Genomic DNA, 23,530 nt, shown 5'->3' on the forward strand with positions numbered 1-23,530 from the left:
CATGACTGTTTCTCGCAATTCCCTTCTCCATTACGCTAGATCCAGCGCGAGCGTCCTGTTGACTCTGCTGCTGGGCACTGCCTCTCACGTGGCTCTGGCCGCTGCCCAACCTGTGCCTGCCGAGCTCAAGCTCGCCATCGGCAGTGAGCCCACCGAAGGGTTTGACCCGCTGCTTGGCTGGAGCCACGGCAGCTACCTGCTGCTGCACAGCCCGCTGCTCAAACAGATTGCTGGCGATAGTGCCGATCTCAGTTGGCAGAATGTACTTACCCAGGCTGTGACCCCAAGCAAGGATGGCAAGGGGTGGCTCATTACCCTCAAGCCTGACCTGAAATTCTCCAACGGCGCGCCGCTCACCGCCGAGGATGTGGCCTTCACCTACAACAGCGCAGCCAAGGGCGGCGGCAAGATCGACATGGGCAACTTTGTCTCGGCCAAGGTGCTCTCGCCCACCGAGGTTGCCATCACCTTGAGTGCCCCCCAGAGCACCTTCGTCAACGTGCTGGGATCTTTGGGGATAGTGTCGAAGAAGGATTACGACGCAAAAGCATATGCCCAAAAGCCGGTCGGTGCCGGCCCTTACCGGCTGGTGAGCTTCCTGCCCGGTCAACAGCTGGTGGTGGAGGCGAACCCCTATTACGCCGGTGGCAACAATGACTTCAAACGGCTGGTCTTTGTCTTTATCGATGAAGAGAGCGCCTATGCCGCCGCCCAGAGCAGCCAGCTCGATGTGGTGCGCATTGCCCCGTCGCTGGCGCCCACCGTGCCTGCCTCCCTCAAGCTCTGGGTGCGGCCGAGCGTGGAGAACCGCGGCATCGTCTTCCCCATTCCGCCAGCGGGTGGCAAGGATGCTAAGGGCTATCCCATCGGGAACGATGTGACCTCGGATGTGGCGGTGCGCCGCGCCATCAACTACGCCATCGACCGCAAGCTGCTGGCCGATCAACTGCTGGAAGGGCACGCCATCCCCGCCTACAGCGCGGTAGAAGGCCTGCCTTGGCTAAACAAAGCCACCGCCTTCAAGGATGGGGATGCGGCCCACGCCAACGCCCTGCTCGACCAGGCCGGTTGGAAGATGGGCAGTGACGGTATTCGCCACAAGGGCGACCTGAGAGCCGCCTTTACCCTCTGGTACACCAGTGGCGACAGCACCCGCCGGGATTTGGCGGAAGCGGTGCGGGCCATGCTCAAACCCATCGGTCTTGAGGTGAGCCTCAAGTCCGGCAGCTGGGAGCAGGTGGAGCGGGAGATGCACGCCAATCCGGTGCTAATGGGGTGGGGGAGTCTGGATCCCATGGAGCTCTATCACCACTATCAGAGCGGCTCCGGTGGCGTGGAGTTCTACAACCCGGGCTACTACAGCAACCCTGTGGTGGATGGCCACCTCAAGCAGGCGCTGGATGCTCCGAACTGGCAGGCGGCCGTGCCGTTCTGGCAGCAGGTGGAGTGGGATGGCAAAACCGGCGCCGGAGTGCAGGGAGATGCCGCCTGGGCCTGGCTGCTCAATGTGCAGCACACCTATCTCGCCAACCGTTGCATCGATCTTGGCAAGGGGGCGCCGGAAATCCACGGTAGCTGGTCACTCCTCAACAACCTGCAGGATTGGCGGTGGACGTGCCGTTAAGTTCGCCCTTGAGTCATTCAGGTTATCTGTTGCTAAAAGCCCTGCTGCGTCTGGCAGGGCTGCTTTGTCTGGTCTCGGTCGCCACCTTTGTGCTGCTGAGTTACTCCCCCATCGACCCCATCAAGGCCTATATCGGCAACGATCTGCTCCATGTGCCGCCAGAGCAATACGCCCGCATCGCCGCTCGCTGGGGGCTGGATCAGCCGCTCTGGCTGCGCTACTGGCACTGGTTTACCCAGGTGCTGCGGGGGGATCTCGGTTACTCCATGCTCTACAACGCGCCTGTGGGTGAGGTCATAGGCCAGCGCTTTGCTGCCTCCTTCCTGTTGCTGGCGGGTGCCTGGCTGCTCTCCGGCTTTTTCGGGATTTTGCTGGGCCTCTGCGCCGGTCGCTATCTCAACCGCTGGCCCGATCGCCTGATTTGCCGCTTTGCCTACCTGCTCGCCTCTCTGCCCACCTTCTGGGTCGGCCTGTTGCTGCTCGCCCTGTTTGCGGTGCACTGGCCACTACTACCAGTCTGCTGCGCCTGGACGCCGGGGCTCGCTGCCGATGAGGTGGACTGGGCCATGCGGCTGCGTTATCTGCTGCTGCCGGTGACTACTCTGGCACTGCTCGGGGTGGGCAACATTGCCCTGCATACCCGGGGGCGGGTGGCCGAGGTACTGGATAGCGACTTTATCCGCTACGCCCGCGCTCAGGGCGATGGCGGCTGGCCCATGCTGCGTTTTCATGTGCTGCGCCATGCCCTGACCCCAGCGCTCTGCCTGCAGTTTGCCTCCCTTGGCGAACTGATTGGCGGATCGCTCTTGGCCGAGAAGGTCTTCTCCTACCCGGGGCTCGGCCAGGCCACCGTGGATGCGGGGCTGCGGGGGGATATCCCCTTGCTGATGGGAATCGTGCTCTTCTGCACCCTGCTGGTCTTTATTGGCAACACGGTGGCCAGTTTGCTGCTGGCGCGCATCAATCGGGGTTGGGAGGGCGAGCATGCTGTTTAATCCGTTTCCCTCGATACTGCGGCTGGGTTTTGCCCTGATCGGATTGGCGCTGCTGGCCACTTACGGCTGGAGCCTCTCTCATCAGGATGTGCCGATGGATCTGCTGGCGCGCCAGCAAGCCCCCTCGCTGACCCACTGGTTCGGCACCGATCAGATGGGGCGGGATCTCTGGTTGCGGGCCTTTCAGGGCACCCTCACCAGTCTGGAGCTTGGCATCAGCACGGCGCTCTGCAGTGGCCTGCTGGCCATGGTGGCGGCAAGCGTGTCGCTCGTTCATCCCAGATGTGATGCGGCGGTGCGAATGGTGATCGACGCCATGCTGGCGCTGCCCCATATGCTGCTGCTGATTTTGATCTGCTTTACCGTGGGGGGCGGCATGCGCGGGGTGATCCTGGCGGTGGCGCTCACCCACTGGCCCAAGCTGGCGCTCATTCTCTGCGCCGAGGCGCGGCGGATCGCCTGCAGCGACTATGTGGTGCTGGCCCGCTGTCAGGGGATGGGGGCGCTGCGTCGCTGGCGCACCCACCTGCTGCCGGGGCTGTTGCCCCAGTGGTTTATCGGCACCCTGCTGATGTTTCCCCATGCGGTGCTGCACAGCGCGGCCTTGAGCTTCCTAGGCTTTGGTCTGGCGGCCCACGAGGCCTCGCTGGGCCTGCTGCTGGCCGATGCCCTGCGTTATCTGGCCGGTGGCGGCTGGTGGCTGGCCCTCTTCCCGGGGCTGATGTTGCTGCTGTTGGTGCTGCTCTTTGATCAGGCTACCCGCGCTCTGCAACTGCTGCTGTGGCACAGGAGTGAACCATGCTGAGTTTTGATCAGGTGACCATCGAGGCGGCCCACTACTCTTGGCTGGGACGGCGCAGCTGGCAGCCATTGCTGACCGATATCAGCCTGCAACTGGCGCCGGGGGAGATAGTGGCGCTGGTGGGGGGGAGCGGCGAGGGCAAGAGCCTGCTGTTGCAAAGCGCCCTGACCCTGCTGCCGGACAACCTGAGGATGCGCGGCAGCATCTCCCTCGATGGCACACCTCTGTGCGATGCCAGCTGCGCCCGTCTGCGCGGTCACACCCTCTGCTATGTGCCACAGGGAGTAAGCGCCCTCAATCCATTGCTGACGGTGGAGCGCCAGCTGGGGCGTGCGGCACGTCTCTGCGGCCAGAGCGGTTCTCGCGAGCGGCTCGGCGAGCAACTGCTGCGCTACCAGCTGCCCGCGACCACCCTGGACAGATTCCCGCGCCAGCTCTCCGGCGGCATGGCCAAGCGCATTCTGGCCTGCACTGCGGCGCTCGGCGGTGCCCGCTACATTCTGGCGGACGAGATCACCGCCTGGCTCGATGAGGGGTTGGCCTGCCAGCTGCTCGGCCAGTTGCGTGAATTGGCCAATCAGGGCAGCGGCATCCTCTGGGTGACCCACGATTTGGCGCTGGCGGCCCGCTTTGCCGATCGCATCGTGGCGCTGCATCAGGGGCAGGTGAGCGACACCTTGAGCAGCCACCATCTGCGCCAGGGGCAGGGGAGCGAGATGCTCCGCGCCCACTGGCAGGCGCTACCCGAGTTCAATGCGCTCTTCTCTGTGCCGGAGGTTTACTGATGTTGGAAGTACGAAATCTCACTATCGCCCAGGGGGAACGTCCCCTCTGGCAGGGGTTATCGCTGACGGTGAAAGCGGGCGAACGGCTCGGCATCTCTGCGCCGAGTGGCCATGGCAAGACCACGCTGGGGCGGGTATTGGCCGGTTGGCAACCGGTTGGGGCCGGCGGGCAGCTCCTGCTGGATGGGCAGCCAGTACCTGAACAGGTAAAAGGTTATAACCCCATCCAGCTGGTGCCCCAGCACCCGGAGCTCACCTTCAATCCCTATCGCACCGCCGGGCAGGCGCTGTGGGATGTATGGCGCCCCGATGAGGCCATGCTGGCCCGCTTTATGGTCAAGCCTGCGTGGCTCGGTCGTAAACCTGGCCAGCTCTCCGGTGGTGAGCTGGCCCGAATCGCGCTGCTGCGCGCCCTCGATCCACGCACCCGTCTGCTGATTGCCGATGAGGTGACCGCCCAGCTGGATCCGCAAATCCAGCGCCAGCTCTGGCAGGAGTTGATGATGGAGTGCGAACAGCGCGGGCTTGGCATGCTTGTCTTCAGTCACCAGCAGGCGCTGTTGCGCCAGATCTGCCATCGGGTGCTGCGCTTTGGTGAGCCGGAGCAGGAGGCGATGGCCCGTAGCGTGGCCTGAGGATTGGCTTCCCCCTCATCCCCAGCCCTTCTCCCGCAAGGGGAGAAGGGGGCAGAAGGTGCCATTTCGCCAGGCTCGGGGTTTAGGGTTTGGAGAACCTTGGGGTTTGAAGATATGGCTGGTTGTTATGCTCGAAGCCCCCTGAGGGGTTTGAGGGCGTCGTATAGCCGCGGCATCCACAAACCGGTTCCCTCTCCCTGGGGAGAGGGCCAGGGTGAGGGGAAGCGAGTGTGGGATGCTGGCCATTTTGGACGGATAGCATGACCGACAAGGTCTACAGATAAAAGAGAGGGAGGCATCAGCCTCCCTCTCTTGCTATCCGCCGTTGGTAACGGCATTTAACCGGTTCTGGTTCAGGCCGTGGCCAGCCAGTTGAGCCAGGCATCCATCCCTTCACCTGTGGTGGCGCTGACCTGGATCACCTGAATATAGGGGTTGACCCGTTTGGCGTTCTCGATGCAGCGGGCCACGTCAAAGCTGACGTAGGGCAGCAGATCGATCTTGTTGATCACCATCAGCTGGGCGGCGGCGAACATATCCGGATATTTCAGCGGCTTCTCTTCCCCCTCGGTGACGGAGAGGATCGCCACCTTGTACTTCTCGCCGAGATCGAAGCTGGCGGGGCAGACCAGATTGCCCACGTTCTCGATAAAGAGGATGCCCCCTTGATTGGCGGGCAGCTGGTGGCATGCATCGTGAACCATTTTGGCATCCAGATGGCAGCCCTTGCCGGTGTTGATCTGCACGGCAGGGACGCCAGTAGCACGAATGCGATCCGCATCGGCGCTGGTCTGCTGATCCCCTTCGATCACCGCGCAGGGGCGCTTGTCGGCCAGCTGGCGCAGGGTTTCGCACAGCAAAGTGGTTTTGCCTGACCCCGGGCTAGAGACCAGATTGAGCACCAGCTGGGCCGCTTCGTCGAAGTGTTCGCGGTTGTGGGCGGCCAATGCATTGTTTTTGGCCAGCACATCCATCTCGATGGCGATCAGCTGGCGCTGACCCATGCCGGGCACCGACAATCCCGCTTCCCCTTTGCCATAGTGCAGATCACCCTGCTGATGGTCATGGTCATGGTCATGGCTGTGATCATGGGAATGGCCGTGGTCATGAGAGTGGGCATGATCATGATGATGGTCGTGGGGGTGATCATGACCCTCGTGGCTTATGGGAGCCCGCACCCCGTGGTAGTGGTGATGGACATCCCCCTGATGGTGATAGTGGTGGTGAATGATCAGGGTGCGCGGCGCACTCTGCTCGTGGTCATGATGGTGATGGGCGTCATGGGCATGATGATGGTCGTGCTCATGACCATGTTCATGGTGATGTTCATGTTCGTGATGATGCTCATGATCGTGCTCATGGCCGGCGATCCGCGCCTGGCCGCATCCGCATACGCTACACATATCAACTTACCTCGATGTCGGTGATGCGCAGGCTATCACCCTGCGCGACTCGTAATTTGTATCCGCCACACTCGGGACAGGCCTGCCCGCGTTCGGTGAGGGTGACCGTCTGGTTGCAGTCGTAACACCAGGCCTCTGCCGCCTGGTGCTGAAAGTGCAGTTGGGCCCCCTCGACGGCGGTGCCCTTGGCGGCGGCCTCGAAACAGAAGGCAATGGTGTCCGGGTCGACGCAGGAGAAGCTGCCGACCTCGAGCCAGAGGGCGGTCACCCTGGTAAAGCCCCGCTGGGTGGCCTGCTCGGCCGCCAGATCGATGGCAGCCATGGCCAGAGACATTTCGTGCATGGTGACTCCTTAACCGATATGGGGAGGAGCAGTGATTCCTCCCTGTAATTGACGGAACGGCATGGCCGCTCAACAGATCCGCGGCAGCAGCTCCCCTTGCGGCAGCTCCAGATAACGGCGGCTGCCCCAGGGGTTGTTGAGGATCACCTTGTGGCGATCGCTCGCCTGCACCACGCCGATCTGGCTGGCGGTGGGGTTGAATTGCCGCAAGATGCCCAGTGCGTCCTGTGCCTGTTCGGCAGGCAGGGCCAGCACCATGGTCCCCTCGTTGGCGAGATCATGGGGCTCGAAACCGTAGAGCTCGCACAGACCGCGTACCGGATCGCACACCGGAATGGTGGACTCCTCCAGCTCGATGGCCACCTGAGAGGCGGTGCTCCACTCGTTGAGCACGGCGGCAAGGCCACCGCGGGTGGCATCGCGCAGGGCGTGAGGAGTAATGCCCGCCTGCAGCAGCGCTTCTACCTGCGGCCAGAGGGTGGTGCAGTCGCTCTTGAGATCGGATCCCAGTTGCAGGGCGTCACGGGCCATCAGGATGCAGGCGCCGTGGCTGCCAATATCCCGCGACACCAGAATGGCGTCACCGGCCTTGAGGTTGCGCACCGAGATGCCCCGGCTCTGTTCGGGCAGGGGGAAAGTGCCGACCCCGCTGGTGTTGATAAAGATCTTGTCGGCAGCCCCCTTGGGCACCACCTTGGTGTCGCCGCAGACGATGCGGGCACCGCTTTTGGCAAGCTCTGCTGCCATAGACTCGACGATGCGGGCGAGGTCTGCATAGGGGAATCCCTCCTCGATGATAAAACTGCAGCTCAGATACTCGGGCTTGGCCCCCATCATGGCGAGATCGTTGACCGTGCCGGCGATGGCCAGCTTGCCGATATCCCCTCCCTCGAAGAAGAGCGGCGAGACGGTAAAGCTGTCGGTGGTGAAGGCAACGGGGCCCTCTACCGGCAGCAGGGCGGCATCTTCACCGCGCAACAGGATCTCGTTGCCAAAGTGGCGAAAGAAGAGCTGGTTGATCAGCTGGTTCATCTCCACGCCGCCGCCGCCATGGCTTAACTGAATTTCTCTCATTGGATCCCCATATATCGGTAGTAGGCATTGCAGGCCCCCTCGGAGCTGACCATGCAGCTGCCCATGGGCTGGGTCGGGGTGCAGCCCCGGCCAAAGACTTTGCACTGGTTTGGCTTGGCCAGGCCGCGCAGGATATCGGCGCACTGGCACGCCTTGTGGTCATCGATGGGGGTCTGATTGAGCGCAAAGTGGCGCTCCGCATCGCGCTTGGCAAAGGCATCGCGCAGGCGCAGGGCGGAGGCGTTGATATCCCCCAGACCTCGCCAGCGAAAGTGCTCGCGGGTCTCGAAAAAGCGCTCGACCAGCCGCTGGGCGGCTTTATTGCCGCTGGCGGTGACGGCGCGGCTGTATTGCACCTCCAGCGCGTAGCGACCCTCCAACTTCTGGCGCACCATCATCAAGAGTGCCTCCATCACATCCACCGGTTCGAAGCCACTCACCACCACCGGCACCTGATAGCGATCGACGATGGGCAGGTAGATATCGGCGCCGGTGATGACGCTGACGTGGGAGGGGCCGATAAAGGCGTTCACCTTGGCCACCCCGTCGGCCATCACAGCATGAATAGCGGGGGGCACCAGCACATGGTTGATATGAAACAGGAGGTTCTCAATCCCCTCAGCTTCAGCTGCAGCCAGCAATGCGGCGGTCATCGGAGTAGAGGTCTCGAAACCGATGGCGAAGAAGACCACGGTTTTTTCCGGGTTCTCTTTGGCGATGCGCAGGGCATCGAGGGGGTCATAGACCGGGCGGATATCGCTCCCCTTGGCGCGCTGCTGGGCCAGCGTGCCCTTGGAGCCCGGCACCCGGATCATGTCCCCCAGGGTGACCAGAATGACGTTGGGCTGGCGGGCGAGCTCGATGGCCTGATCGATGCGCTCTTTTGGCATGATGCAGACCGGGCAGCCGGGGCCGTGGACAAACTCGATGCTGGCGGGCAGCAGCTGGTGCAGGCCGTACTTCATGATGGTGTGGGTATGGCCGCCGCACACCTCCATCACCCGCAGCGGCTCGGACAGATCTTTGGCCAGTTCGGTGATCTGGGCGGCGAGGGCGCGGATCACCTCGGGCTGGCGAAAGCCCTGAAAGAGATCATTCAAGGTCAGCATGGCAAGATATCCTGTTTGGGCATCAGGGCCACCATCTGGCGGAAGCTCTCGAGGCTGGCCTGCGCCTCCTCTTCGTCAATCTTGCTCATCACAAAGCCGATATGGAGCAGCACATAGTCGCCCACCTGGAGAGGCTCTTCGAGCAGCATGCAGCTGACGCGCCGCTGCACCCCCAGGGTATCGACGGTGACGCAGTTATCTTCGGGGTGCAGCTGCACCACCTGAGAGGGGATGGATAGACACATGAATTTCAGGACTCCGACAAGGTGGCACAACCGGTTGTGACAGGCTGGTGCGTGGCAAGATGGTGGATGGCAAACCAGAGCTGACCGGCGGCGATGCCACCGTCATTGAGTGGCAGGGTTTCGCTGGTCAATACCTGCCGATCGGCTGCTTCGAGCGCGGGCACCAGCTGGTCCATCAGCACCCGGTTTTGAAAGACGCCGCCCCCGAGTACCACCGGATAGCCGGGGAAGCGCTCGGCAAGGGCGATGACCAGAGCGCTGATGGCGCGGATAAAACCGGCGGCCAGGCTGGCGGTGGAGGTGCCTTTATGCCGCTCGCTGACAAGGGTATTGATGAGCTCTGCCCATTGGATCTGCAGCGGCCCTTCCGCTGATTGGCTGAGATCAAAGGCAAGGGATAAGGGCTGTTCATCGGGGGCCAGCTGCAAGGCGGCCGCCTCCAGCAGGAGTCCCGCTTCGCCCTCGTAATCCGGGGTGTTGATCACCCCCAAGAGTGCCGCTACCGCATCGAACAGCCGGCCGATGGCGCTGGTGTAGGGGGCGTTGCGACCCAGCTGCCAGAGCTGGTGCAGGTTGCGGATCCGCTCTATAGGCAGTTGCTTGATCAACGGAATATCGAGGGCGCTGATCTGCTCAGGAGTGTGCGATTCAAACAGCAGCCCCAGCAACTGACGTACCGGCTCGCGGATGGCCGCCTCGCCGCCGATCAGCTTGAAGGGTTTGAGGTGGGCAACGCGAGTAAAGCTCTGAACGTCTGCGATCAGCAGCTCGCCCCCCCAGAGGGTGCCGTCATCGCCAAGGCCGGTGCCATCGAAGGCAACACCCAGCACCGGGCCCGTGATGTTGTGCTCGGCCATCACCCCCAGCAGGTGGGCGTGATGGTGTTGCACCTCGAGATGGGTGGCACCCTGAGCCTGGCAATAGTATTTGGCCCACTGGTGGCTGAGATAGCCCGGGTGGCGATCCGACACCAGCAGTTCTGGCTTGAGATCGTAGAGTTCGCGAAAGGTGGCCAGGGTCTGCTCGAAGTGCTCCTGCATTGGCAGGCTGTGCAGATCGCCGATATAGGGGCTGTAGATGCGCTGGCGGCCGAAGGCGAGCGCCAGCTGGTTCTTCTGCTGCGCCCCGACCGCCAGCAGCGGCGCCTTGACCGCCTCTTGCAGGCTGGGGGTGCAGGGGGCATAGCCCCGGGCGAGGCGCAACGTCTGGCGCCGCCCGCCTGCCCACTGCACCAGACTGTCGTCGCACGGGTGCAGGATGGGGCGATTGTGATCCAGGATGCCGTCAATCTCGCTGCCGAGTTCCCTGACCACCGCCTCACAGTCGATCAGGATCGGGCTGCCGCGACCATTGGCGCTGGTGGCCACCAGCGGCATGGCACAGGCGTCCAGCAGCAGCTGATGGAGCGGGGTATAGGGGAGCATGATGCCAAGGTAGGGGATGCCGGGGGCGATCCCCTCGGCCAGCGGTATGGCCGAGTGTCGGGATTCTGAGAGCCGATCATCATTTTTGCGCTTGCGCAGCAAGGTGATGGGTCTGGCCTGAGAGGCGAGCAGCTTCCACTCGTCTTCGCTGCCGGTGACATGCAATTTGGCCTCGGCAAGGGAGCCCATCATCACCGCCAGCGGCTTGCGTTCGCGCCGTTTGAGCATTCGTAATCTGGCAACACTCTGTTCATTGCGGGCATCACACATCAGGTGATAGCCCCCCATCCCCTTGACCGCGATAAGCTTGCCTGCTTGCAGGGCGCTTGCAGCTTCTTGCAGGGCATCCTCGCGCTCGGCCAGCGTATCGCCATAGCCATTTCGCCAGCTGAGATGGGGCCCGCACTCGGGGCAGCTCACCGGCTGGGCGTGGTAGCGTCTGTCCAGCGGGTTTTCATAGGCCGCCGCGCAGCGCGGGCACATGGCAAAGCCCGCCATGGCGGTGTGGGGGCGGTCGTAGGGGAGGCGGCGGATGATGGTGTAGCGCGGGCCGCAGTGGGTGCAGTTGGTAAAGGGGTAGCGATGGTGGCGATCCGCGGGGTTGGCCACATCCCGGGCGCATGCCTCGCACATCCCCTGATCTGGCGAGATGGCGACCGTGGCCGCGCTCTGCTGCTGGCTCGCTTTAATTCGAAACTGGCCATGAAATTGGTCATCGAAGTCGGGATCATGAGCAAGGGGCAGTTCCCGCTCGCTGAAATGATCGATACGGCTCAGCGGCGGCGCCAATTCCCGCAGTTCGCGGGCAAAGGCGGCCAGCTGCTCAGGCGATCCTTCGGCACCGATGGTGACGCCGTTGGCATCGTTCAAGACATAACCGGCAAGGCCGTGGCGCAGCGCCAGCCCATAGACGAAGGGGCGAAAGCCGACCCCCTGTACTATGCCGTCGATATGAAATTCGCGGCGCAGCCGGTTGGCGACCGGATTGGCAGAGACAGAGGGGGCGATGGTGGTGCTCATGCCGGCTCCATCTCATCTTGAGTCTGCGGCAAACGCAGCACCCGGCGCTCGTTCTCCTCGCGCCGCACCCAGCCATCCATCTCCATGCGCAGGCAGAACGGAATGGCGTATTTGCGCGACAAACCGGTGATCTCCTTGAGGGATGCCATGTCGATCAGATCTCCCACCTGCTGGCCCGCCAGCACTTCGGCGACCATCTGGTTGTAAAGTTCGGCGTCGTAGTAGATGGGGCCATCGAGCTGCACCAGATACTTGAGTCGCGCCAGATTGCGCAGTTGCTTTTGCAACGCGCCTTTTTGCTGCAAGCCCTGCTGCAGGGCGGCGGGCAGCTTGCGGGTGATAAAGGGATCCAGCTCCACGCCGCCGGGGCCCAGTTTACCGGGCTCGTAACCCTCCTTGCCTTGATCTCGCACCACCTTGAGCACCAGCTGTGCTTCTTCCCCCAAATCATCTTCTGACTCGCCGCTGCCTTGCTGCCACTTGTCATGGTGCAGGCGTATCAGCTGCTCGCTCTTGAGCTGCTGGAGCAGGGCCTGAGTGACCGGCAGGGCGATGCCGAAGCGGGTTGCCAGCTCGGCGGCACTCAGCGGTTCGCTGGCCAGCGTGCCGAGCAGCTGGTCGCGGCTCTGGGCCAGCCAGCAGTTATCCAGCAGCCACTCACCGAGGGGGGTGACCTGCTCGGGCCGCTGGTCAAAGCGGCTGGCCAGCACATAGCCATTGAGGCCAAGCTGCAGGGTGGCCGGGTTGTAGTGCTCGAGCTCATCAGGCAGCTCACCGAGCAGGGTGTGCAGCGCCTTGCGTCTGGCGGGATGGATGTCGCCGCACCAGACGATGCGGGCGCCGTGCAGCAATTCGCTGCTGCCGTGGCGAATGATGGCGAGCGGCTGGCCAAAGAAGCAGGGGATGGGGCTGGCAAAGATCAGCCGCGCCAGCCGGGAGTCCTTGATCGGCACGAAACGGGCCCGGCCATGCCAGCTGCCGAGGGCTACTTCGACCTCCTTGTTGTGCAGAGAGGGGCGTAGTGCCTTGCCGCTCAGGCTCTCGGTGTTGAGCCGCACAATAAGGTGGGTTGCCGCCTCGCACTGGCCAGCTGCGCTGGTCAGGCAGTGGCCGCGAGCCACCTCCTTGTGGGGCACTTTTTTCAGGCCCACCGCCACCCGGCAGACGGCGCCGATCTCGTCGACGCTCTGGTGATAGGCCTGCAGGGAGCGCACCTGCACCTCCCGATCGGCGGGGTAGAGGCGCAGCTTGTCCCCCACCTTGAGGCTGCCCTGCTGCAAGGTGCCGGTAAGCACTGTGCCGGTGCCGTTGGCGGTAAAGACCCTGTCTACATACAGTCGCGGGGCGGCCTGTTCGAGGGGAGCATGATGCTCAGCCATATCTCCTAGCTGGCAGACGATGGCGGTGTGCAGGGCAGCTATATTGGCGCCGGTTTTGGCGCTGACGCTGACGATATCGGGCACCATGCCGCTCTCGTCCATCACCCGCTCCAGCAGGCTCTCTTCCAAAAGCAAAAGCTCGTCGGGCGTTACCAGATCGCACTTGTTGATGCAGACCAAGAGGCGCGGTACCCCCATCGCCTTGAGCAGGCGCAGGTGATCGCCGGTCATCGGCATCCACCCCTCGTCGGCGGCAATGACCAGCAGCACCAGATCCAGACTCCAGAGCCCCGCCACCATATTGCGGATATAGCGCTCGTGGCCGGGCACGTCGATGACGCCTATGGTGTTGCCCTGACCGTCGTCGAAGTGGGCAAAGCCGAGATCCTGGGTCATGCCGATGGCCTGCTCGTGGGCGCGGGCGGTGGTGATGCCGGTGAGGGCCTTGATCAGCAGGGTCTTGCCGTGATCCACGTGGCCGGCAAGACCGATAACGGCGCGATAGGGGGTCATGGGATCAGGGCTCCTCGGTCGCATTTGTTGCATTGAACGGGGCGGGGAGCAGCAACTCCCTGAGTTGGGCGATCAGCAGTTCCATCTCGGTCGGCAGCAGGGTCGCCATATTGAGCAGCACCTTCTGCTGGCGCACCGTGGCGATGACCGGCACCGGCAGTTCGCGCAGGGCGTCGAGCAACTGCTGGGCCGGACGTGGGTCGGTGCATTCGAGCGCAGGGGCCGGGTAGAACTCGTCCGGCAAGGTGCCGCCGCCCACCACCAGCTGGGCGGGAACCGGCACAAAGGAGCCAGGCAGGGCGGCCATCAGCTGGGAGGCTCTCGCCTCCATGGCAGCCGGGTTGCTCAAGGTACGCTGGGCGATACCCTCGCCGACGGGAGATTTGTTGAGCTTGTGGATGAGCAGACGTTCGAGCAGGGAGTAGACGATGCGGCTCGGGCGGAAGGTGCGCATCATGGGGTGTTTTTCCAGCCGCTTGATAAGGTCGCTGCGGCCGCTGATGATGCCCGATTGCGGGCCACCAAGCAGCTTGTCGCCGGAATAGCAGACCAGATCCGCCCCCGCCTTGATGTACTGGCGCACCGAGGTTTCATCCGGTGCAAACTCTTCGGTGGTCAAGCCCGACCCCTGATCCACCGCCAGCACCACATGCTCGGGCAGGGCGCGGGCCACCTCGCCGATATCGGGGGATTCAGTAAAGCCGCGAATGGCGAAATTGGATCTGTGCACCATCAGCACCAGCGCGGTCTGATCGGTGATGGCATCGAGGTAATCTTTGGCGGTAGTGATATTGGTAGTGCCCACCTCCACCAGTTTGGCACCGGAGAGCGCCAGAATATCGGGAATGCGAAAGCCGCCACCAATCTGGATCTGCTCGCCGCGCGAGACGATCACCTCGCGCCCCTTGGCCACCTCCTGCAGCAGCAAGAAGAGCGAGGCGGCGTTGTTGTTCACCACCAGCGAATCCTCAGCCTGAGTGAGGCAACGGAGCAGGGGGGCGATCAGCCCCTTGCGCCCGCCGCGTTTGCCGGTGGCGAGATCCAGCTCCAGATTGTTGTAGCCGGTGTTGAGGTCACGCACCTCGTCCCACAGATCGGCACTTAACGGCGAGCGCCCCAGATTGGTGTGCACCAGGGTGCCGGTGGCGTTGATCACCCGGGTCTGACGCTGGCGCAACTGCTGTCGGCAGCGTTTGGCAATCAGCGCCTCGATCTGCTCGGGGGCGATGCCATGCTGGCGAAAATATTCGCTCTGGCGCAGCTCGCTAAGGGTGTCGCGCACCGCCTGGGTCACCAGCGGGCGGCTCAGCGCCTCGATAAAACCGGCGAGAAAGGGTTGCTGCAGCAGCTGTTCCACTTGTGGCAGACGGCGCGTTGGTTGCTGGCTGGGCTGTGGCTGTGAATCTGGCGGTGAATCGTCGGCAGCCGTACCTGATGCGGGCTGGCGGTGGGAGATGGCTGGCGCGTGAGACGAGTTCGGCATGGGATTACCAGTGCAGTGCGTGGGTTCGGGATGCGCACCGGTTTGCCGATAGAGAGGCCGAGCTGACGGGTTATGGCACTGCTGGCGATTTGCGGATGAGTGCAAACTGGGGGCATCAATGATGCGGGTATAAATTAATGCTGCATCGATGCTGATAAATTAATTTTTGGCCAGCGAGATAACCTGACTTCGGATTATATTGGCAAGCGGCAAGCACCTTTTGCTAAGGTATTATTTCAAACATATTGAACAAGTGATGGAAATAACGTTCAGGCCGACAAACTCAGCGAGAGAGTATTTGTTCAATAGATAAATTTGGCGGAAGAGGCAGGAATCGAACCTGCCAAAGCCTTCTCGGCTCACATCGGTTTTGAAGACCGAGGAGGCCACCAGACCCCATCAACTTCCGTAACGGTCGCCATTTTGTGGCAAATTTCTGTGACTGGCAACGCTTTTTTTGTCATAAAAAAGCGAGAGTTAGCGATTTTTTGAAAAAATCAAAGAACCTTGTTTTATATCAAGTTCAGCACAATTAGCCCGATGTTTTTAATTTAACATCGGGCCTCGATCACATTGCCGGAACCGTCGTTCAATAACGGTCGTTAACAACTCGGCAAATAATCACCGGTTGGCGTTGGCAATATTCCACTGATCCAGTTTATCTATTAACAGACTGGTGTCACTGGCGGCATCAAGATGCTGATAAAGATAATCCATTGCCTCGCTCACCATCTCGGTCATCGGGAAGGAGAACGCCACGATGGCCGGTTGTACCCCGACAAAGATCACCTCGGGGACAAAGGTCTTGAGCTCGTCGATGAGGAAATTGAGCGGCATATTGTGGGTCGAGAAGATAAACATCTCGGCGATGGTCTCGGGGGGGATCACCTGCAGGGTTCCCGCCTTCTCGCCGATCTCGGCGGCATCCACCAGCACCACCCGCTCCGGTTGCAGCTCCCGCACCTTGTAGACCACATTTTCCGGCGCGATGCCGCCGTCGATATGGATCCAGCCGGACAGGGGGGCGGCTTGCAGTTTGTCGGCAAGATAGGGGCCGGCACCGTCGTCCCCCATCATGGTATTGCCCACGGTCAACACGAGATTGCAGCCCATCAGCGGCTCCTTACCATCAGGTACATATGGGGGTCGTTAAAGAGGGCGGTGAGCTGATCCATAAAGGTGTTGGCCCAGCCCAGCTCCTGCTCATCGAGCAGATTGTCGGCTTTGCGCAGTCGGTCGAAGGCGCAGGCCAGCATATGGCAGTGCTCGCGATAGATGGTGATCTCGCCAAAGGTGAGAAACCCCTCCATCTTGCGGCGCGCTTCGCTCCCCTCTGGCAGCTTGGCCACCCAGTCGCGATAACCGGTCAGCGAGCAGACCAGGTCTGCTCGCAGGCAATCGACGATGCCGAGGTGGTGGCCGATGGCGAGGCTGTAGTACATCACCTCCCTGGCCTCTTCCGGCACGTCGAACTGCTCGTCGACGAACTTGCGCGAGAGGCGATAGAAGAAAACCTCGTCAGCCATGTACCGCCTCTCCCTTGCTGGCCGCCCGGTTGAGGCAGGCGTTTGCGAGGTTGTTGACGATCTCAGCCAAGCGGGGATCGTCGTGCTGATCGAGGTAGCTCTGGATGCGCAGATCCACATCCTGCTGGGTCGCCCCTTCGAGCAGGGCCATAAACTCGTCGGCGATGATCCGCCCCTGCCGATAACCGGCCATGCGGCGCGCTTCGCGCTCGATCATCACCCGGATTTCATTGGGGATGCCGGTGTGGCGCAGCTCGACCCGCTCACCCGGTTGCACCTCGTGGCTGGTGGCTTTGAGTTTCTGCTCAAGCAGACCGAGCGCCACGGCAAAGCCGTAGATGGTGGCTGCCGGAGTGGGGGGGCAGCCGGGGATATAGACATCCACTGGCACGATTTTGTCGGTGCCGCCCCAGACGCAGTAGAGGTCGTGGAAGATGCCACCGTCACAGCCGCAGGCGCCGTAGGCGATGCAGATCTTGGGATCGGGCGCCGCCTCGTAGGCGCGCAGGGCCGGTACCCGCATCGCCCGGGTCACCGCGCCGGTAAAGAGCAGGATGTCGGCGTGGCGGGGGGAGGCGACCACCTTGATGCCGAAACGCTCGGCATCAAACAGTGGGGTGATGGTGGCGAAGATCTCGATCTCGCAGGCGTTGCAGCCGCCGCAATCGACCCGGTAGACATAGGCCGAGCGGCGAATGTCCTTGAGCAGGGTCTTCTTGAGTTTGGTGATCTCGGGATCCTGTGCCAGCGGCACGGCGCGGGTATGGGCATGGCCGACAACCGGTTCTATGCCTTTGATCTTGCTCATCACATCCACTCCTTTTGTGCGGCCATCGGTGTGGCTATCGGTGTGATCAGGGCCGAGTCAGGCTGGCTCAGCATGCTCTGTTTTCGTTTGCAGTCGGGGCAGTGGTGCAGCCGCTCCGGGGTGGCCAGCGGCGTGCCCGCCTGCTTGAGAGTGTCCTCCACCAGCGCCACCAGCTTGCTCGGGGCAAAGTAGGTGCCGCACAGGGTGCAGGGGGCCAGCGCGAAGCGGGCCTCCTCATAGAGATCCGCCTTGTTGGTCACCGCCAGTTCGAACTCGGGGGAGAGGGCGATGGCGCGGGTCGGGCAGACCTCTTCGCAGCGGCCGCAGAAGATGCAGCGCGCCATGGAGATCTCCCAGCGCCGTTCGCCGGTCTCCATGTCCACTTCCATCACCAGCGCATTGGCCGGGCAGGCCTTGGTGCAGGCGGCGCAAGCGATGCACTGATCCGCCTGATATTTGGGTTTGCCGCGAAAATCCCGGTTCACCTCGTAAGGGGCGAAGGGGTACTTGGCGGTCGGGGTGCCAGCCTTGAGGATGGTCTTGAACAGCTTGATCATGATGACCCCTTATTTCAGCGGAGAGTGTTTGCGATCGATGCCGTAGCGCTCGATCTCCTTGTAGGAGACCACGGTGGATTTGCCCTTCTTGGGGTCGACCAGGGTGACCCGGTCGGTACAGGAGTAGCAGGGATCCAGACTGCCGATGATGAGCGGCGCGTCCGCCACGGTATTGCCGCGCAGCATGTAGCGCAGGGCGGGCCAGTTGGCGTAGGTGGCGGCGCGGCAGCGCCAGCGGAACAGCTTCTGGTTATCTCCCGTCATGCTCCAGTGGACGTTCTCGCCGCGGGGCGCTTCGGTAAAGCCCAGCGCAAACTTGCCCGGCTGGTAGGTGAACCCTTCGGTCAAAAGCGGCCCTTCCGGCAGGTGCTCCAGGCCAAACTCAATCATGTCGAGGGAGTCGTAGAGCTCGTGGATGCGTACCAGCACCCGGGATTGCACATCGCAACCCGCCTTGGTCTGGATCTCCATCGGCAACTCGCGGTAGCCGGCAAAGTCGTGGACCCGGCGCACGTCACGCTTGAAGCCGCTCGCCCGTACCATGGGGCCGACACAGCTGAAATCGCGGGCAATCTGCGGCTCGAGCTTGCCGATACCGATGAGGCGGGAGGAGATGTTGGCGGTATCCAGCAGCATGGCCACCAGGGGTTTGAGCTCATCACGGAGCTCGCGCACCAGCTGGGCACCCTTGATGCGATCTTCCTTGAAGATATCGCGGCGTACCCCGCCAATCAGGTTGAGGCCATAGGTCTTGCGGGCGCCGGTCAGCAGCTCGGCCAGGGTCATGGATTTCTCCCGCACCCGGAAGAACTGCATGAAGCCGGTGTCGAAACCGGTGAAGTGGCTCGACAGGCCGATGTTGAGGATATGGCTGTGCAGGCGCTCCACCTCCAGCAGCACGGCGCGGATCATCTTGGCCCGCTCCGGCACCGGAATACCCATGGCGTTCTCTACCGAGGTGGTGTAGGCGACGCTGTGGGTAAAGCCGCAGATGCCGCAGACCCGGTCGGTCAGAAACGCCACTTCGTTATAGCCCATGCGGGTTTCCGCCAGTTTCTCCATGCCGCGATGGACATAGAAGAGGCGGTAGTCGGCATCGATGATGTCTTCGCCATCGACGAACAGACGAAAGTGTCCCGGTTCATCCGAAGTGATGTGCAGCGGGCCGACCGGCACGATGCGGTTGGCATCACTGCCCAGCTCGTTGACGAAGGGGTAGGTCTCGGTGTCGGTGGTGGGCATCGGGCGCTGGCGATAATCCATGGCGTCCTTGCGCAGGGGGTGGATATCCTCCGGCCAGTCGTCCGGCAGTACCAGACGGCGTTCGTCTGGCAGGCCGATGGCGCGCAGGCCGTACATGTCGCGGATCTCCCGCTCGCCCCACACCGCCGCCGGAATGGTCGGGGTGATGGAGGGGTACTCCTGGGTATCGGCATCCACCAGCACCTTGACGGTGATCCAGCACTTGGTGTCGCCCTCCATGGAGAAGACGTGGTAGACGGCGAAGTGGCCGTTGAGGCTGCGCTCGTCATTGGCAAAGGAGAGCGGAAGCCAGCCCCCCAGCTGGTGGAAGATCAGGCTGGCCGTCTCGACCAGACTGGTGGGCTTGACGGTAATGGTGGCCTGATCGGCAGTTTGCCACTCCTCGTCGACGATGGCGTGGGGCAGTTGTGCTCGCACCTGCTGGATGTAGTCGCAGCCGATGCGATCCGAAATGGCGATGGTCATGCAGTTCTCACTTTAATGTTCGGGAATGAGCATTCACAAATGATGAAATCGGAAAAAGTTGCTGTGTTGGCGGGCATGGTTCAGATCCCGACCAGATAGGCGAGCAGCGCCAGCAGGGCGAGCCCCAACCCGTAGCGGGTGAGCTTGTGGGTGCGCACGAACTGGGTCCGGGCCATGGCGTTTTCGATGATGCCGGCCAGTAAAAAGGCCACCAGCAGCTTGCAGGCGAGGATCAGCGCCGCGCCGATGAGCGCCGGCAGACTCCAGTTGGCCGCCTTGCCGAAGGGCAGGAAAATCACCAGAAAGAGCTGCACCACCACCAGCTGCTTGAGGCCGATGGAGAGCTTGAGCAGGGCGAGGCCCGCACCGGAGTACTCGGTGAGCGGCCCCTCCTGCAACTCCTGCTCGGCTTCGGCGCAGTCAAAGGGCAGCTTGCCCATCTCGACAAACACCGCGAAGGCGCAGGCGGCGCCAGCCAAGAGGGTGGCAACCGGCGCGGCCAGTGGCTGGGTCGCTACATAGCTGCTGATGTTGCCCAGATCCGAGCTGCCCACCATCATCGCCATGATGAAGCAGGCGAGCACCAGAATGGGCTCCACCAGAATGCCGAGGGTCAGTTCGCGGCGGGCACCGATCCCTGCAAACATGCTGCCGCTGTCGAGCCCCGAGAGGGAGAAGAAGAAGCGGAAGATGGCGAACAGATAGATGTCGGTGATGAGATCCCCGGCGATGGGGAAGGGGGACTCATGAGTCAGGGTTGGCAGCGCCATCCCCACCAGCAAGAGGGCGGCGATGAGCAGCGCAGGCATCAGGTTGAAGATGATGCCGGCAGGCTCGGGGGTTACCTCCTGACGGCGCAGGAGCTTGGCGATATCCCGGTAATCCTGCAGTAGACCCGGCCCCTGACGGGAGTGCATCTTGGCCCGCAGCACCCGGTTGAAACCGGTGGCGAGCGGCGCCAGCGCCAGCATGGCGATGGCTTGGGTCAGGGCGAGGGCAACCATGCCCCAGCTCGGCATTTCAAGAACAGGCATATCAGACTCCTACAGCCATCAGGATAAAGAGCGCCAGCACCACACCGTGCAGCAGCCAGCCGGTTGTCCCGCTGGTATCGCTCACCCCGTGCAGGGCGCTGGCCAGATCGAGCTGCGGCTGCTTGCGATAGAGCGGCGCGCAGAGTTGGCGCAAGGTGTGGGTGACACCGCCGGAGGTAAGGCTCATGCGCTCCTCATAGGCGTAACCACAGGCCCACGGGGTGCCGGCGTGACGACGACCGAGCTTGGGGCCCTTGAAGATGGCCAGTACCAGCAGCGGAATGAGGAACAACCCCAGCAGGGTGATGGCGATAACGGGCGGGGAGAGGATCGCCTGGCTGCTATCGAGTGGCAGCAGGGTCGCGCCGGTGGCGACACTCATCTGGCTGGCAACGAGTGCCTGACCATAGCTGGCGATATGGGGGGCAATCCAGGGGGCGCCCAGACCCAGCACCAGACAGACCGCGGCCAGCAGCAGGGTGCCAGCCACCATGGCTCCCGGCACTTCTCGGGCGTGGCTCGCTTTCTCGCTGCGCGGTGCGCCGCAGAAGCAGATGCCGTAGACCTTGACGAAACACATCACCGCCATGGCGCCGGTCACCGCCAGCATCACTACCGCGAGCGGCGCAACGACAGAGGTGCCGAGCTTGGTCATGGAAAGGAGCGACTGATAGATAAACCACTCGCTGACAAAGCCGTTCAGCGGCGGCAGCGCCGAGATGGCCATGGCACCGATGAGGAACGCCAGCGCAGTCCAGGGCATCAGTTTGGCCAGCCCCCCCATCTTGTCCATGTCGCGGGTGTGCAGGCGGAACATCACAGAGCCGGTGCCCATAAAGAGCAGGCTCTTGAAGATGGCATGGTTGAGCAGGTGATAAAGCGCGCCGAGCAGCCCCAGCACCACCAGCGCCGGCTGCTGGTTGGCGATGCCGATCATGCCGATCCCCATCCCCATCAGGATGATGCCGATGTTCTCCACCGTGTGGTAGGCGAGCAGCCGCTTGAGGTCATGCTCGGCCAGCGCAAACAGCACCCCGAGCACTGCCGAACAGGCACCGAAGATCAGCACCACATAGCCCCACCAGAGCTGGCTGGCGCCGAGAAAATCGATGCTGACCCGCAAGATGCCAAAGAGACCCAGCTTCACCATCACGCCGGACATCAGCGCCGAGATATGGGACGGCGCAACGGGCTCGGCCACCGGCAGCCAGCCGTGTAGCGGCACGAAACCGGCGCGCAGACCAAAGCCGCAGAAGCTGAGCAGGAACACCAGGGAGGCCAGGGCGCCCGCCAGATGGTGATCGCGCAGCGCGGCGAACTCCAGCGAACCGCTTTCGCGGCAGAGCAGCCAGAAGGCGATCAGCACCAGCGCCATGCCGATATGGTTCATCACCAAGTAGAGACGGCTCTGTTTGGCAGCATCCGGATTGCTCTTGACCAGCCAGTAGGTGGTAAGGGTCACCAGCTCGTAGCAGAGCAAGAAACCGAGCGCGTTGTCGGCCAGCACCATGCCCACCATGGCAAAGAGGAAGAGGTTCATCAGCGCACCGATGGCCACATCCCCCTTGCCCTGATATTCGCGGATATAGGCAAAGGAGTAGAGGGCGACGGCAACGCCGACGGTGCTAATCACCAGCAGCATCAGCGCGGCCAGCATGTCGAGGTGCACCGAGCCCAGCAGCCAGAGCTGGCCGTCGACGGGGGCGCCTTGGGCAAAGATCTGGATGGCGGCGACCAGACCCGCGAGCGAGCCCAGCAGGGCAAAGCCGCTATTGAGGCGGTTGGCCAGTGCGGGCAGCTTTTGCAGCAGCAAACCGGCGGCAGCGCCCAGCAAAAAGAGCAGGAGCGTGGCCATAACAAGGGGGGACAACATCAGCGAACTCCCTCTGTGGTGGATAAATCGGATGCAGGGAGCGCCGTGGCAGGCGCCGAGAAGGCAGAGGCCCCTTGCGGGTTGGTGTCGGCCGCTTGCTGGCGACGGATACGCGCGGCGCGTTCGGTGTCGCCGTCATTGACCAGCTTCAGTGCCTGGGAGGGGCAGGCACCGACACAGGCCGGGCCTTCGGCGCGAAACTCGCACAGGTCGCACTTGACGGCGATGCTGCGCACCCCCGGTTCCCAGCTCAGCAGATCCTCGCCAAAGCAGCGCAGGCCGGCGGAGGTGGAGGGGTTGCTGGATCGGATGGAGCAGGGGATATAGGTGTCGTAACTGGTGGCCACGGCCACCGGACGGCTGCCGCCGCTCTGGATGGCGCCAAAGGGGCAGGCCACGGCGCAGAGATTGCAGCCGATGCAGAGGGACTCGTTGAGTTGCACGCAATCGCCGGTCTGGCGAATGGCCTCGACCGGGCACACCTTGATGCAGGGGGCATCGTCACAGTGACGGCACTGAACCGGCATGGTCGCCTGCTCGTGTCGCATAACGGTTAAACGGGGGGCTTGCTGCAAACCTTGCGCCTTGTGTACCTCGCTGCAGGCCGCCATACAGGTGCCACAGCCGATACAAAGCTTGGGGTCAGCGATAACGAAGCGGTTCATAGCCTACCTTGTCGTGTCGCGAACGGAGAAAGTAGGGGCAGGTTGGCAAGATACGGGCCAGAATGGTTTTTGCAGCGAATTTGGTTTTAAGTGGCTGTTTTTAAATAAATAAAAATTTTATCGTAGTTGAGTGAACGCGCTGATGTGGCTGTCGAACTGTGACGTTCGTCACTTGTGACGAAGCCGCCCGGAGGGTTCGTCACCTTGGAAAACGCAGCATAAGTAGGGTGCAAAGAACGCAGTGAATTGCACCGCTTTCAAATATGTTCGCGGTGCACGGCGCTGCGCTTGTTGCACCCTACGGTGGGATGTCTGAGGGGGCGATGTGGTTTGCTCCCTTCTCCCCTTGCGGGAGAAGGGCTGGGGATGAGGGGGGAGGTCAGCCATATGTTCGCGGTGCACGGCGGTGCGCTTGTTGCACCCTACGGCTGTTGTGTGAGAGGAAATGAGCTGGTTCGAATTGCCGTGGTTTGCTCCCTTCTCCCCTTGCGGGAGAAGGGCCGGG

At 62.5% G+C, this 23,530-nt stretch carries 22 protein-coding genes and 1 tRNA gene; 6 read left to right on the forward strand and 17 right to left on the reverse strand.

The genetic code is table 11. The features are described from left to right. The first annotated feature begins 1 nt into the window (after position 1). The 5 genes from G5306_RS02295 to G5306_RS02315 are packed head-to-tail and all read left to right on the forward strand — an operon-like array spanning position 2 to position 4,841. Positions 2–1,624, forward strand: a complete 1,623-nt coding sequence (locus G5306_RS02295; protein ID WP_421312268.1) for an ABC transporter substrate-binding protein — start codon at positions 2–4, stop codon at positions 1,622–1,624. Then, positions 1,609–2,619 (forward strand): ABC transporter permease, encoded by a 1,011-nt coding sequence (locus G5306_RS02300; RefSeq protein WP_421312269.1) that lies wholly within the window; start codon positions 1,609–1,611, stop codon positions 2,617–2,619. The genes G5306_RS02295 and G5306_RS02300 overlap by 16 nt, the downstream gene beginning before the upstream one ends. After that, a complete protein-coding gene (locus G5306_RS02305; RefSeq protein ID WP_421312270.1) occupies positions 2,609–3,424 on the forward strand; it encodes an ABC transporter permease in 816 nt (271 codons plus the stop codon). The genes G5306_RS02300 and G5306_RS02305 overlap by 11 nt, the downstream gene beginning before the upstream one ends. Next, positions 3,418–4,206 carry an ATP-binding cassette domain-containing protein gene (locus tag G5306_RS02310; RefSeq protein ID WP_421312272.1) on the forward strand — a complete coding sequence of 263 codons (789 nt, stop codon included), beginning with the start codon at positions 3,418–3,420 and terminating at the stop codon, positions 4,204–4,206. Before G5306_RS02305 ends, G5306_RS02310 begins: the two co-directional genes overlap by 7 nt. Then, the gene (locus G5306_RS02315; RefSeq protein ID WP_319920651.1) at positions 4,206–4,841 is read left to right on the forward strand and encodes an ATP-binding cassette domain-containing protein; all 636 of its coding nucleotides are present in this window, start codon (positions 4,206–4,208) and stop codon (positions 4,839–4,841) included. Before G5306_RS02310 ends, G5306_RS02315 begins: the two co-directional genes overlap by 1 nt. A gap of 353 nt (positions 4,842–5,194) precedes the next feature. Here G5306_RS02315 and hypB read toward each other — a convergent pair whose 3' ends face one another. Further along, on the reverse strand, positions 5,195–6,019 hold the full coding sequence (gene hypB / locus G5306_RS02320; protein WP_421312274.1) for a hydrogenase nickel incorporation protein HypB: 825 nt from the start codon (positions 6,017–6,019) through the stop codon (positions 5,195–5,197). Between hypB and G5306_RS02325 the strand changes: the two genes are divergently transcribed. Beyond that, positions 5,900–6,268: a hypothetical protein gene (locus G5306_RS02325; protein WP_421312276.1), complete on the forward strand. Its 369-nt coding sequence runs from the start codon at positions 5,900–5,902 to the stop codon at positions 6,266–6,268. The two genes, hypB and G5306_RS02325, sit on opposite strands and share 120 nt — an antisense overlap. Here G5306_RS02325 and hypA read toward each other — a convergent pair. From hypA to G5306_RS02405, 16 genes are all read right to left on the reverse strand, one after another. Next, complete coding sequence (gene hypA, locus G5306_RS02330) at positions 6,246–6,587, reverse strand: hydrogenase maturation nickel metallochaperone HypA (protein ID WP_045526958.1); 342 nt, start codon at positions 6,585–6,587, stop codon at positions 6,246–6,248. The genes G5306_RS02325 and hypA overlap by 23 nt on opposite strands. 69 nt (positions 6,588–6,656) lie before the next feature. Further along, on the reverse strand, positions 6,657–7,661 hold the full coding sequence (hypE, locus tag G5306_RS02335; protein ID WP_421312277.1) for a hydrogenase expression/formation protein HypE: 1,005 nt from the start codon (positions 7,659–7,661) through the stop codon (positions 6,657–6,659). Further along, positions 7,658–8,770: a hydrogenase formation protein HypD gene (hypD, locus tag G5306_RS02340; RefSeq protein WP_421312278.1), complete on the reverse strand. Its 1,113-nt coding sequence runs from the start codon at positions 8,768–8,770 to the stop codon at positions 7,658–7,660. Before hypD ends, hypE begins: the two co-directional genes overlap by 4 nt. Beyond that, complete coding sequence (locus G5306_RS02345; protein ID WP_040065728.1) at positions 8,764–9,015, reverse strand: HypC/HybG/HupF family hydrogenase formation chaperone; 252 nt, start codon at positions 9,013–9,015, stop codon at positions 8,764–8,766. The genes hypD and G5306_RS02345 overlap by 7 nt, the downstream gene beginning before the upstream one ends. Before the next feature lie 5 nt (positions 9,016–9,020). Further along, positions 9,021–11,459, reverse strand: a complete 2,439-nt coding sequence (gene hypF / locus G5306_RS02350; RefSeq protein ID WP_421312280.1) for a carbamoyltransferase HypF — start codon at positions 11,457–11,459, stop codon at positions 9,021–9,023. After that, positions 11,456–13,351 carry a selenocysteine-specific translation elongation factor gene (gene selB, locus G5306_RS02355; RefSeq protein WP_421312282.1) on the reverse strand — a complete coding sequence of 632 codons (1,896 nt, stop codon included), beginning with the start codon at positions 13,349–13,351 and terminating at the stop codon, positions 11,456–11,458. The genes hypF and selB overlap by 4 nt, the downstream gene beginning before the upstream one ends. Before the next feature lie 4 nt (positions 13,352–13,355). After that, positions 13,356–14,834 carry an L-seryl-tRNA(Sec) selenium transferase gene (gene selA, locus G5306_RS02360; RefSeq protein WP_263083738.1) on the reverse strand — a complete coding sequence of 493 codons (1,479 nt, stop codon included), beginning with the start codon at positions 14,832–14,834 and terminating at the stop codon, positions 13,356–13,358. A gap of 316 nt (positions 14,835–15,150) precedes the next feature. Further along, positions 15,151–15,242: transfer RNA gene (locus G5306_RS02365), tRNA-Sec, on the reverse strand. Between the two features lie 213 nt (positions 15,243–15,455). Then, positions 15,456–15,947: a hydrogenase maturation peptidase HycI gene (gene hycI, locus G5306_RS02370; RefSeq protein WP_263083737.1), complete on the reverse strand. Its 492-nt coding sequence runs from the start codon at positions 15,945–15,947 to the stop codon at positions 15,456–15,458. Next, positions 15,947–16,360, reverse strand: coding sequence for a formate hydrogenlyase maturation HycH family protein (locus G5306_RS02375; protein ID WP_263083735.1), 414 nt, complete (start codon positions 16,358–16,360; stop codon positions 15,947–15,949). The genes hycI and G5306_RS02375 overlap by 1 nt, the downstream gene beginning before the upstream one ends. Continuing rightward, complete coding sequence (locus tag G5306_RS02380) at positions 16,353–17,168, reverse strand: NADH-quinone oxidoreductase subunit B family protein (RefSeq protein ID WP_263083733.1); 816 nt, start codon at positions 17,166–17,168, stop codon at positions 16,353–16,355. Before G5306_RS02380 ends, G5306_RS02375 begins: the two co-directional genes overlap by 8 nt. After that, positions 17,168–17,725: a formate hydrogenlyase complex iron-sulfur subunit gene (locus G5306_RS02385; RefSeq protein WP_005345227.1), complete on the reverse strand. Its 558-nt coding sequence runs from the start codon at positions 17,723–17,725 to the stop codon at positions 17,168–17,170. The genes G5306_RS02380 and G5306_RS02385 overlap by 1 nt, the downstream gene beginning before the upstream one ends. Before the next feature lie 9 nt (positions 17,726–17,734). Next, positions 17,735–19,453, reverse strand: a complete 1,719-nt coding sequence (locus G5306_RS02390; protein ID WP_085734896.1) for an NADH-quinone oxidoreductase subunit C — start codon at positions 19,451–19,453, stop codon at positions 17,735–17,737. Between the two features lie 80 nt (positions 19,454–19,533). After that, the gene (locus G5306_RS02395; protein WP_019446885.1) at positions 19,534–20,487 is read right to left on the reverse strand and encodes a respiratory chain complex I subunit 1 family protein; all 954 of its coding nucleotides are present in this window, start codon (positions 20,485–20,487) and stop codon (positions 19,534–19,536) included. A gap of 1 nt (position 20,488) precedes the next feature. Beyond that, positions 20,489–22,360, reverse strand: coding sequence for a hydrogenase 4 subunit B (gene hyfB, locus G5306_RS02400; RefSeq protein ID WP_421312283.1), 1,872 nt, complete (start codon positions 22,358–22,360; stop codon positions 20,489–20,491). Then, the gene (locus G5306_RS02405) at positions 22,360–23,025 is read right to left on the reverse strand and encodes a 4Fe-4S dicluster domain-containing protein (RefSeq protein ID WP_139411686.1); all 666 of its coding nucleotides are present in this window, start codon (positions 23,023–23,025) and stop codon (positions 22,360–22,362) included. The genes hyfB and G5306_RS02405 overlap by 1 nt, the downstream gene beginning before the upstream one ends. Between the last annotated feature and the right edge of the window lie 505 nt (positions 23,026–23,530).

Source organism: Aeromonas sp. 603404 (assembly GCF_049171775.1).
In the GTDB taxonomy this organism is placed as follows: domain Bacteria; phylum Pseudomonadota; class Gammaproteobacteria; order Enterobacterales; family Aeromonadaceae; genus Aeromonas; species Aeromonas veronii_A.

What these genes read in the sequence shown, in the direction of transcription:
- hypA (WP_045526958.1), bottom strand. Translation starts at nt 6,587, where the DNA reads ATGCACGAAATGTCTCTGGCCATGGCTGCCATCGATCTGGCGGCCGAG.
- G5306_RS02325 (WP_421312276.1), top strand. Translation starts at nt 5,900, where the DNA reads ATGGTCATGGTCATGGTCATGGCTGTGATCATGGGAATGGCCGTGGTC.
- G5306_RS02345 (WP_040065728.1), bottom strand. Translation starts at nt 9,015, where the DNA reads ATGTGTCTATCCATCCCCTCTCAGGTGGTGCAGCTGCACCCCGAAGAT.
- hycI (WP_263083737.1), bottom strand. Translation starts at nt 15,947, where the DNA reads ATGGGCTGCAATCTCGTGTTGACCGTGGGCAATACCATGATGGGGGAC.
- G5306_RS02315 (WP_319920651.1), top strand. Translation starts at nt 4,206, where the DNA reads ATGTTGGAAGTACGAAATCTCACTATCGCCCAGGGGGAACGTCCCCTC.
- G5306_RS02385 (WP_005345227.1), bottom strand. Translation starts at nt 17,725, where the DNA reads ATGATCAAGCTGTTCAAGACCATCCTCAAGGCTGGCACCCCGACCGCC.
- selB (WP_421312282.1), bottom strand. Translation starts at nt 13,351, where the DNA reads ATGACCCCCTATCGCGCCGTTATCGGTCTTGCCGGCCACGTGGATCAC.
- hypD (WP_421312278.1), bottom strand. Translation starts at nt 8,770, where the DNA reads ATGCTGACCTTGAATGATCTCTTTCAGGGCTTTCGCCAGCCCGAGGTG.
- hypF (WP_421312280.1), bottom strand. Translation starts at nt 11,459, where the DNA reads ATGAGCACCACCATCGCCCCCTCTGTCTCTGCCAATCCGGTCGCCAAC.
- selA (WP_263083738.1), bottom strand. Translation starts at nt 14,834, where the DNA reads ATGCCGAACTCGTCTCACGCGCCAGCCATCTCCCACCGCCAGCCCGCA.
- G5306_RS02405 (WP_139411686.1), bottom strand. Translation starts at nt 23,025, where the DNA reads ATGAACCGCTTCGTTATCGCTGACCCCAAGCTTTGTATCGGCTGTGGC.
- G5306_RS02380 (WP_263083733.1), bottom strand. Translation starts at nt 17,168, where the DNA reads ATGAGCAAGATCAAAGGCATAGAACCGGTTGTCGGCCATGCCCATACC.
- hyfB (WP_421312283.1), bottom strand. Translation starts at nt 22,360, where the DNA reads ATGTTGTCCCCCCTTGTTATGGCCACGCTCCTGCTCTTTTTGCTGGGC.
- G5306_RS02310 (WP_421312272.1), top strand. Translation starts at nt 3,418, where the DNA reads ATGCTGAGTTTTGATCAGGTGACCATCGAGGCGGCCCACTACTCTTGG.
- G5306_RS02295 (WP_421312268.1), top strand. Translation starts at nt 2, where the DNA reads ATGACTGTTTCTCGCAATTCCCTTCTCCATTACGCTAGATCCAGCGCG.
- hypE (WP_421312277.1), bottom strand. Translation starts at nt 7,661, where the DNA reads ATGAGAGAAATTCAGTTAAGCCATGGCGGCGGCGGCGTGGAGATGAAC.
- G5306_RS02305 (WP_421312270.1), top strand. Translation starts at nt 2,609, where the DNA reads ATGCTGTTTAATCCGTTTCCCTCGATACTGCGGCTGGGTTTTGCCCTG.
- G5306_RS02375 (WP_263083735.1), bottom strand. Translation starts at nt 16,360, where the DNA reads ATGGCTGACGAGGTTTTCTTCTATCGCCTCTCGCGCAAGTTCGTCGAC.
- G5306_RS02395 (WP_019446885.1), bottom strand. Translation starts at nt 20,487, where the DNA reads ATGCCTGTTCTTGAAATGCCGAGCTGGGGCATGGTTGCCCTCGCCCTG.
- G5306_RS02390 (WP_085734896.1), bottom strand. Translation starts at nt 19,453, where the DNA reads ATGACCATCGCCATTTCGGATCGCATCGGCTGCGACTACATCCAGCAG.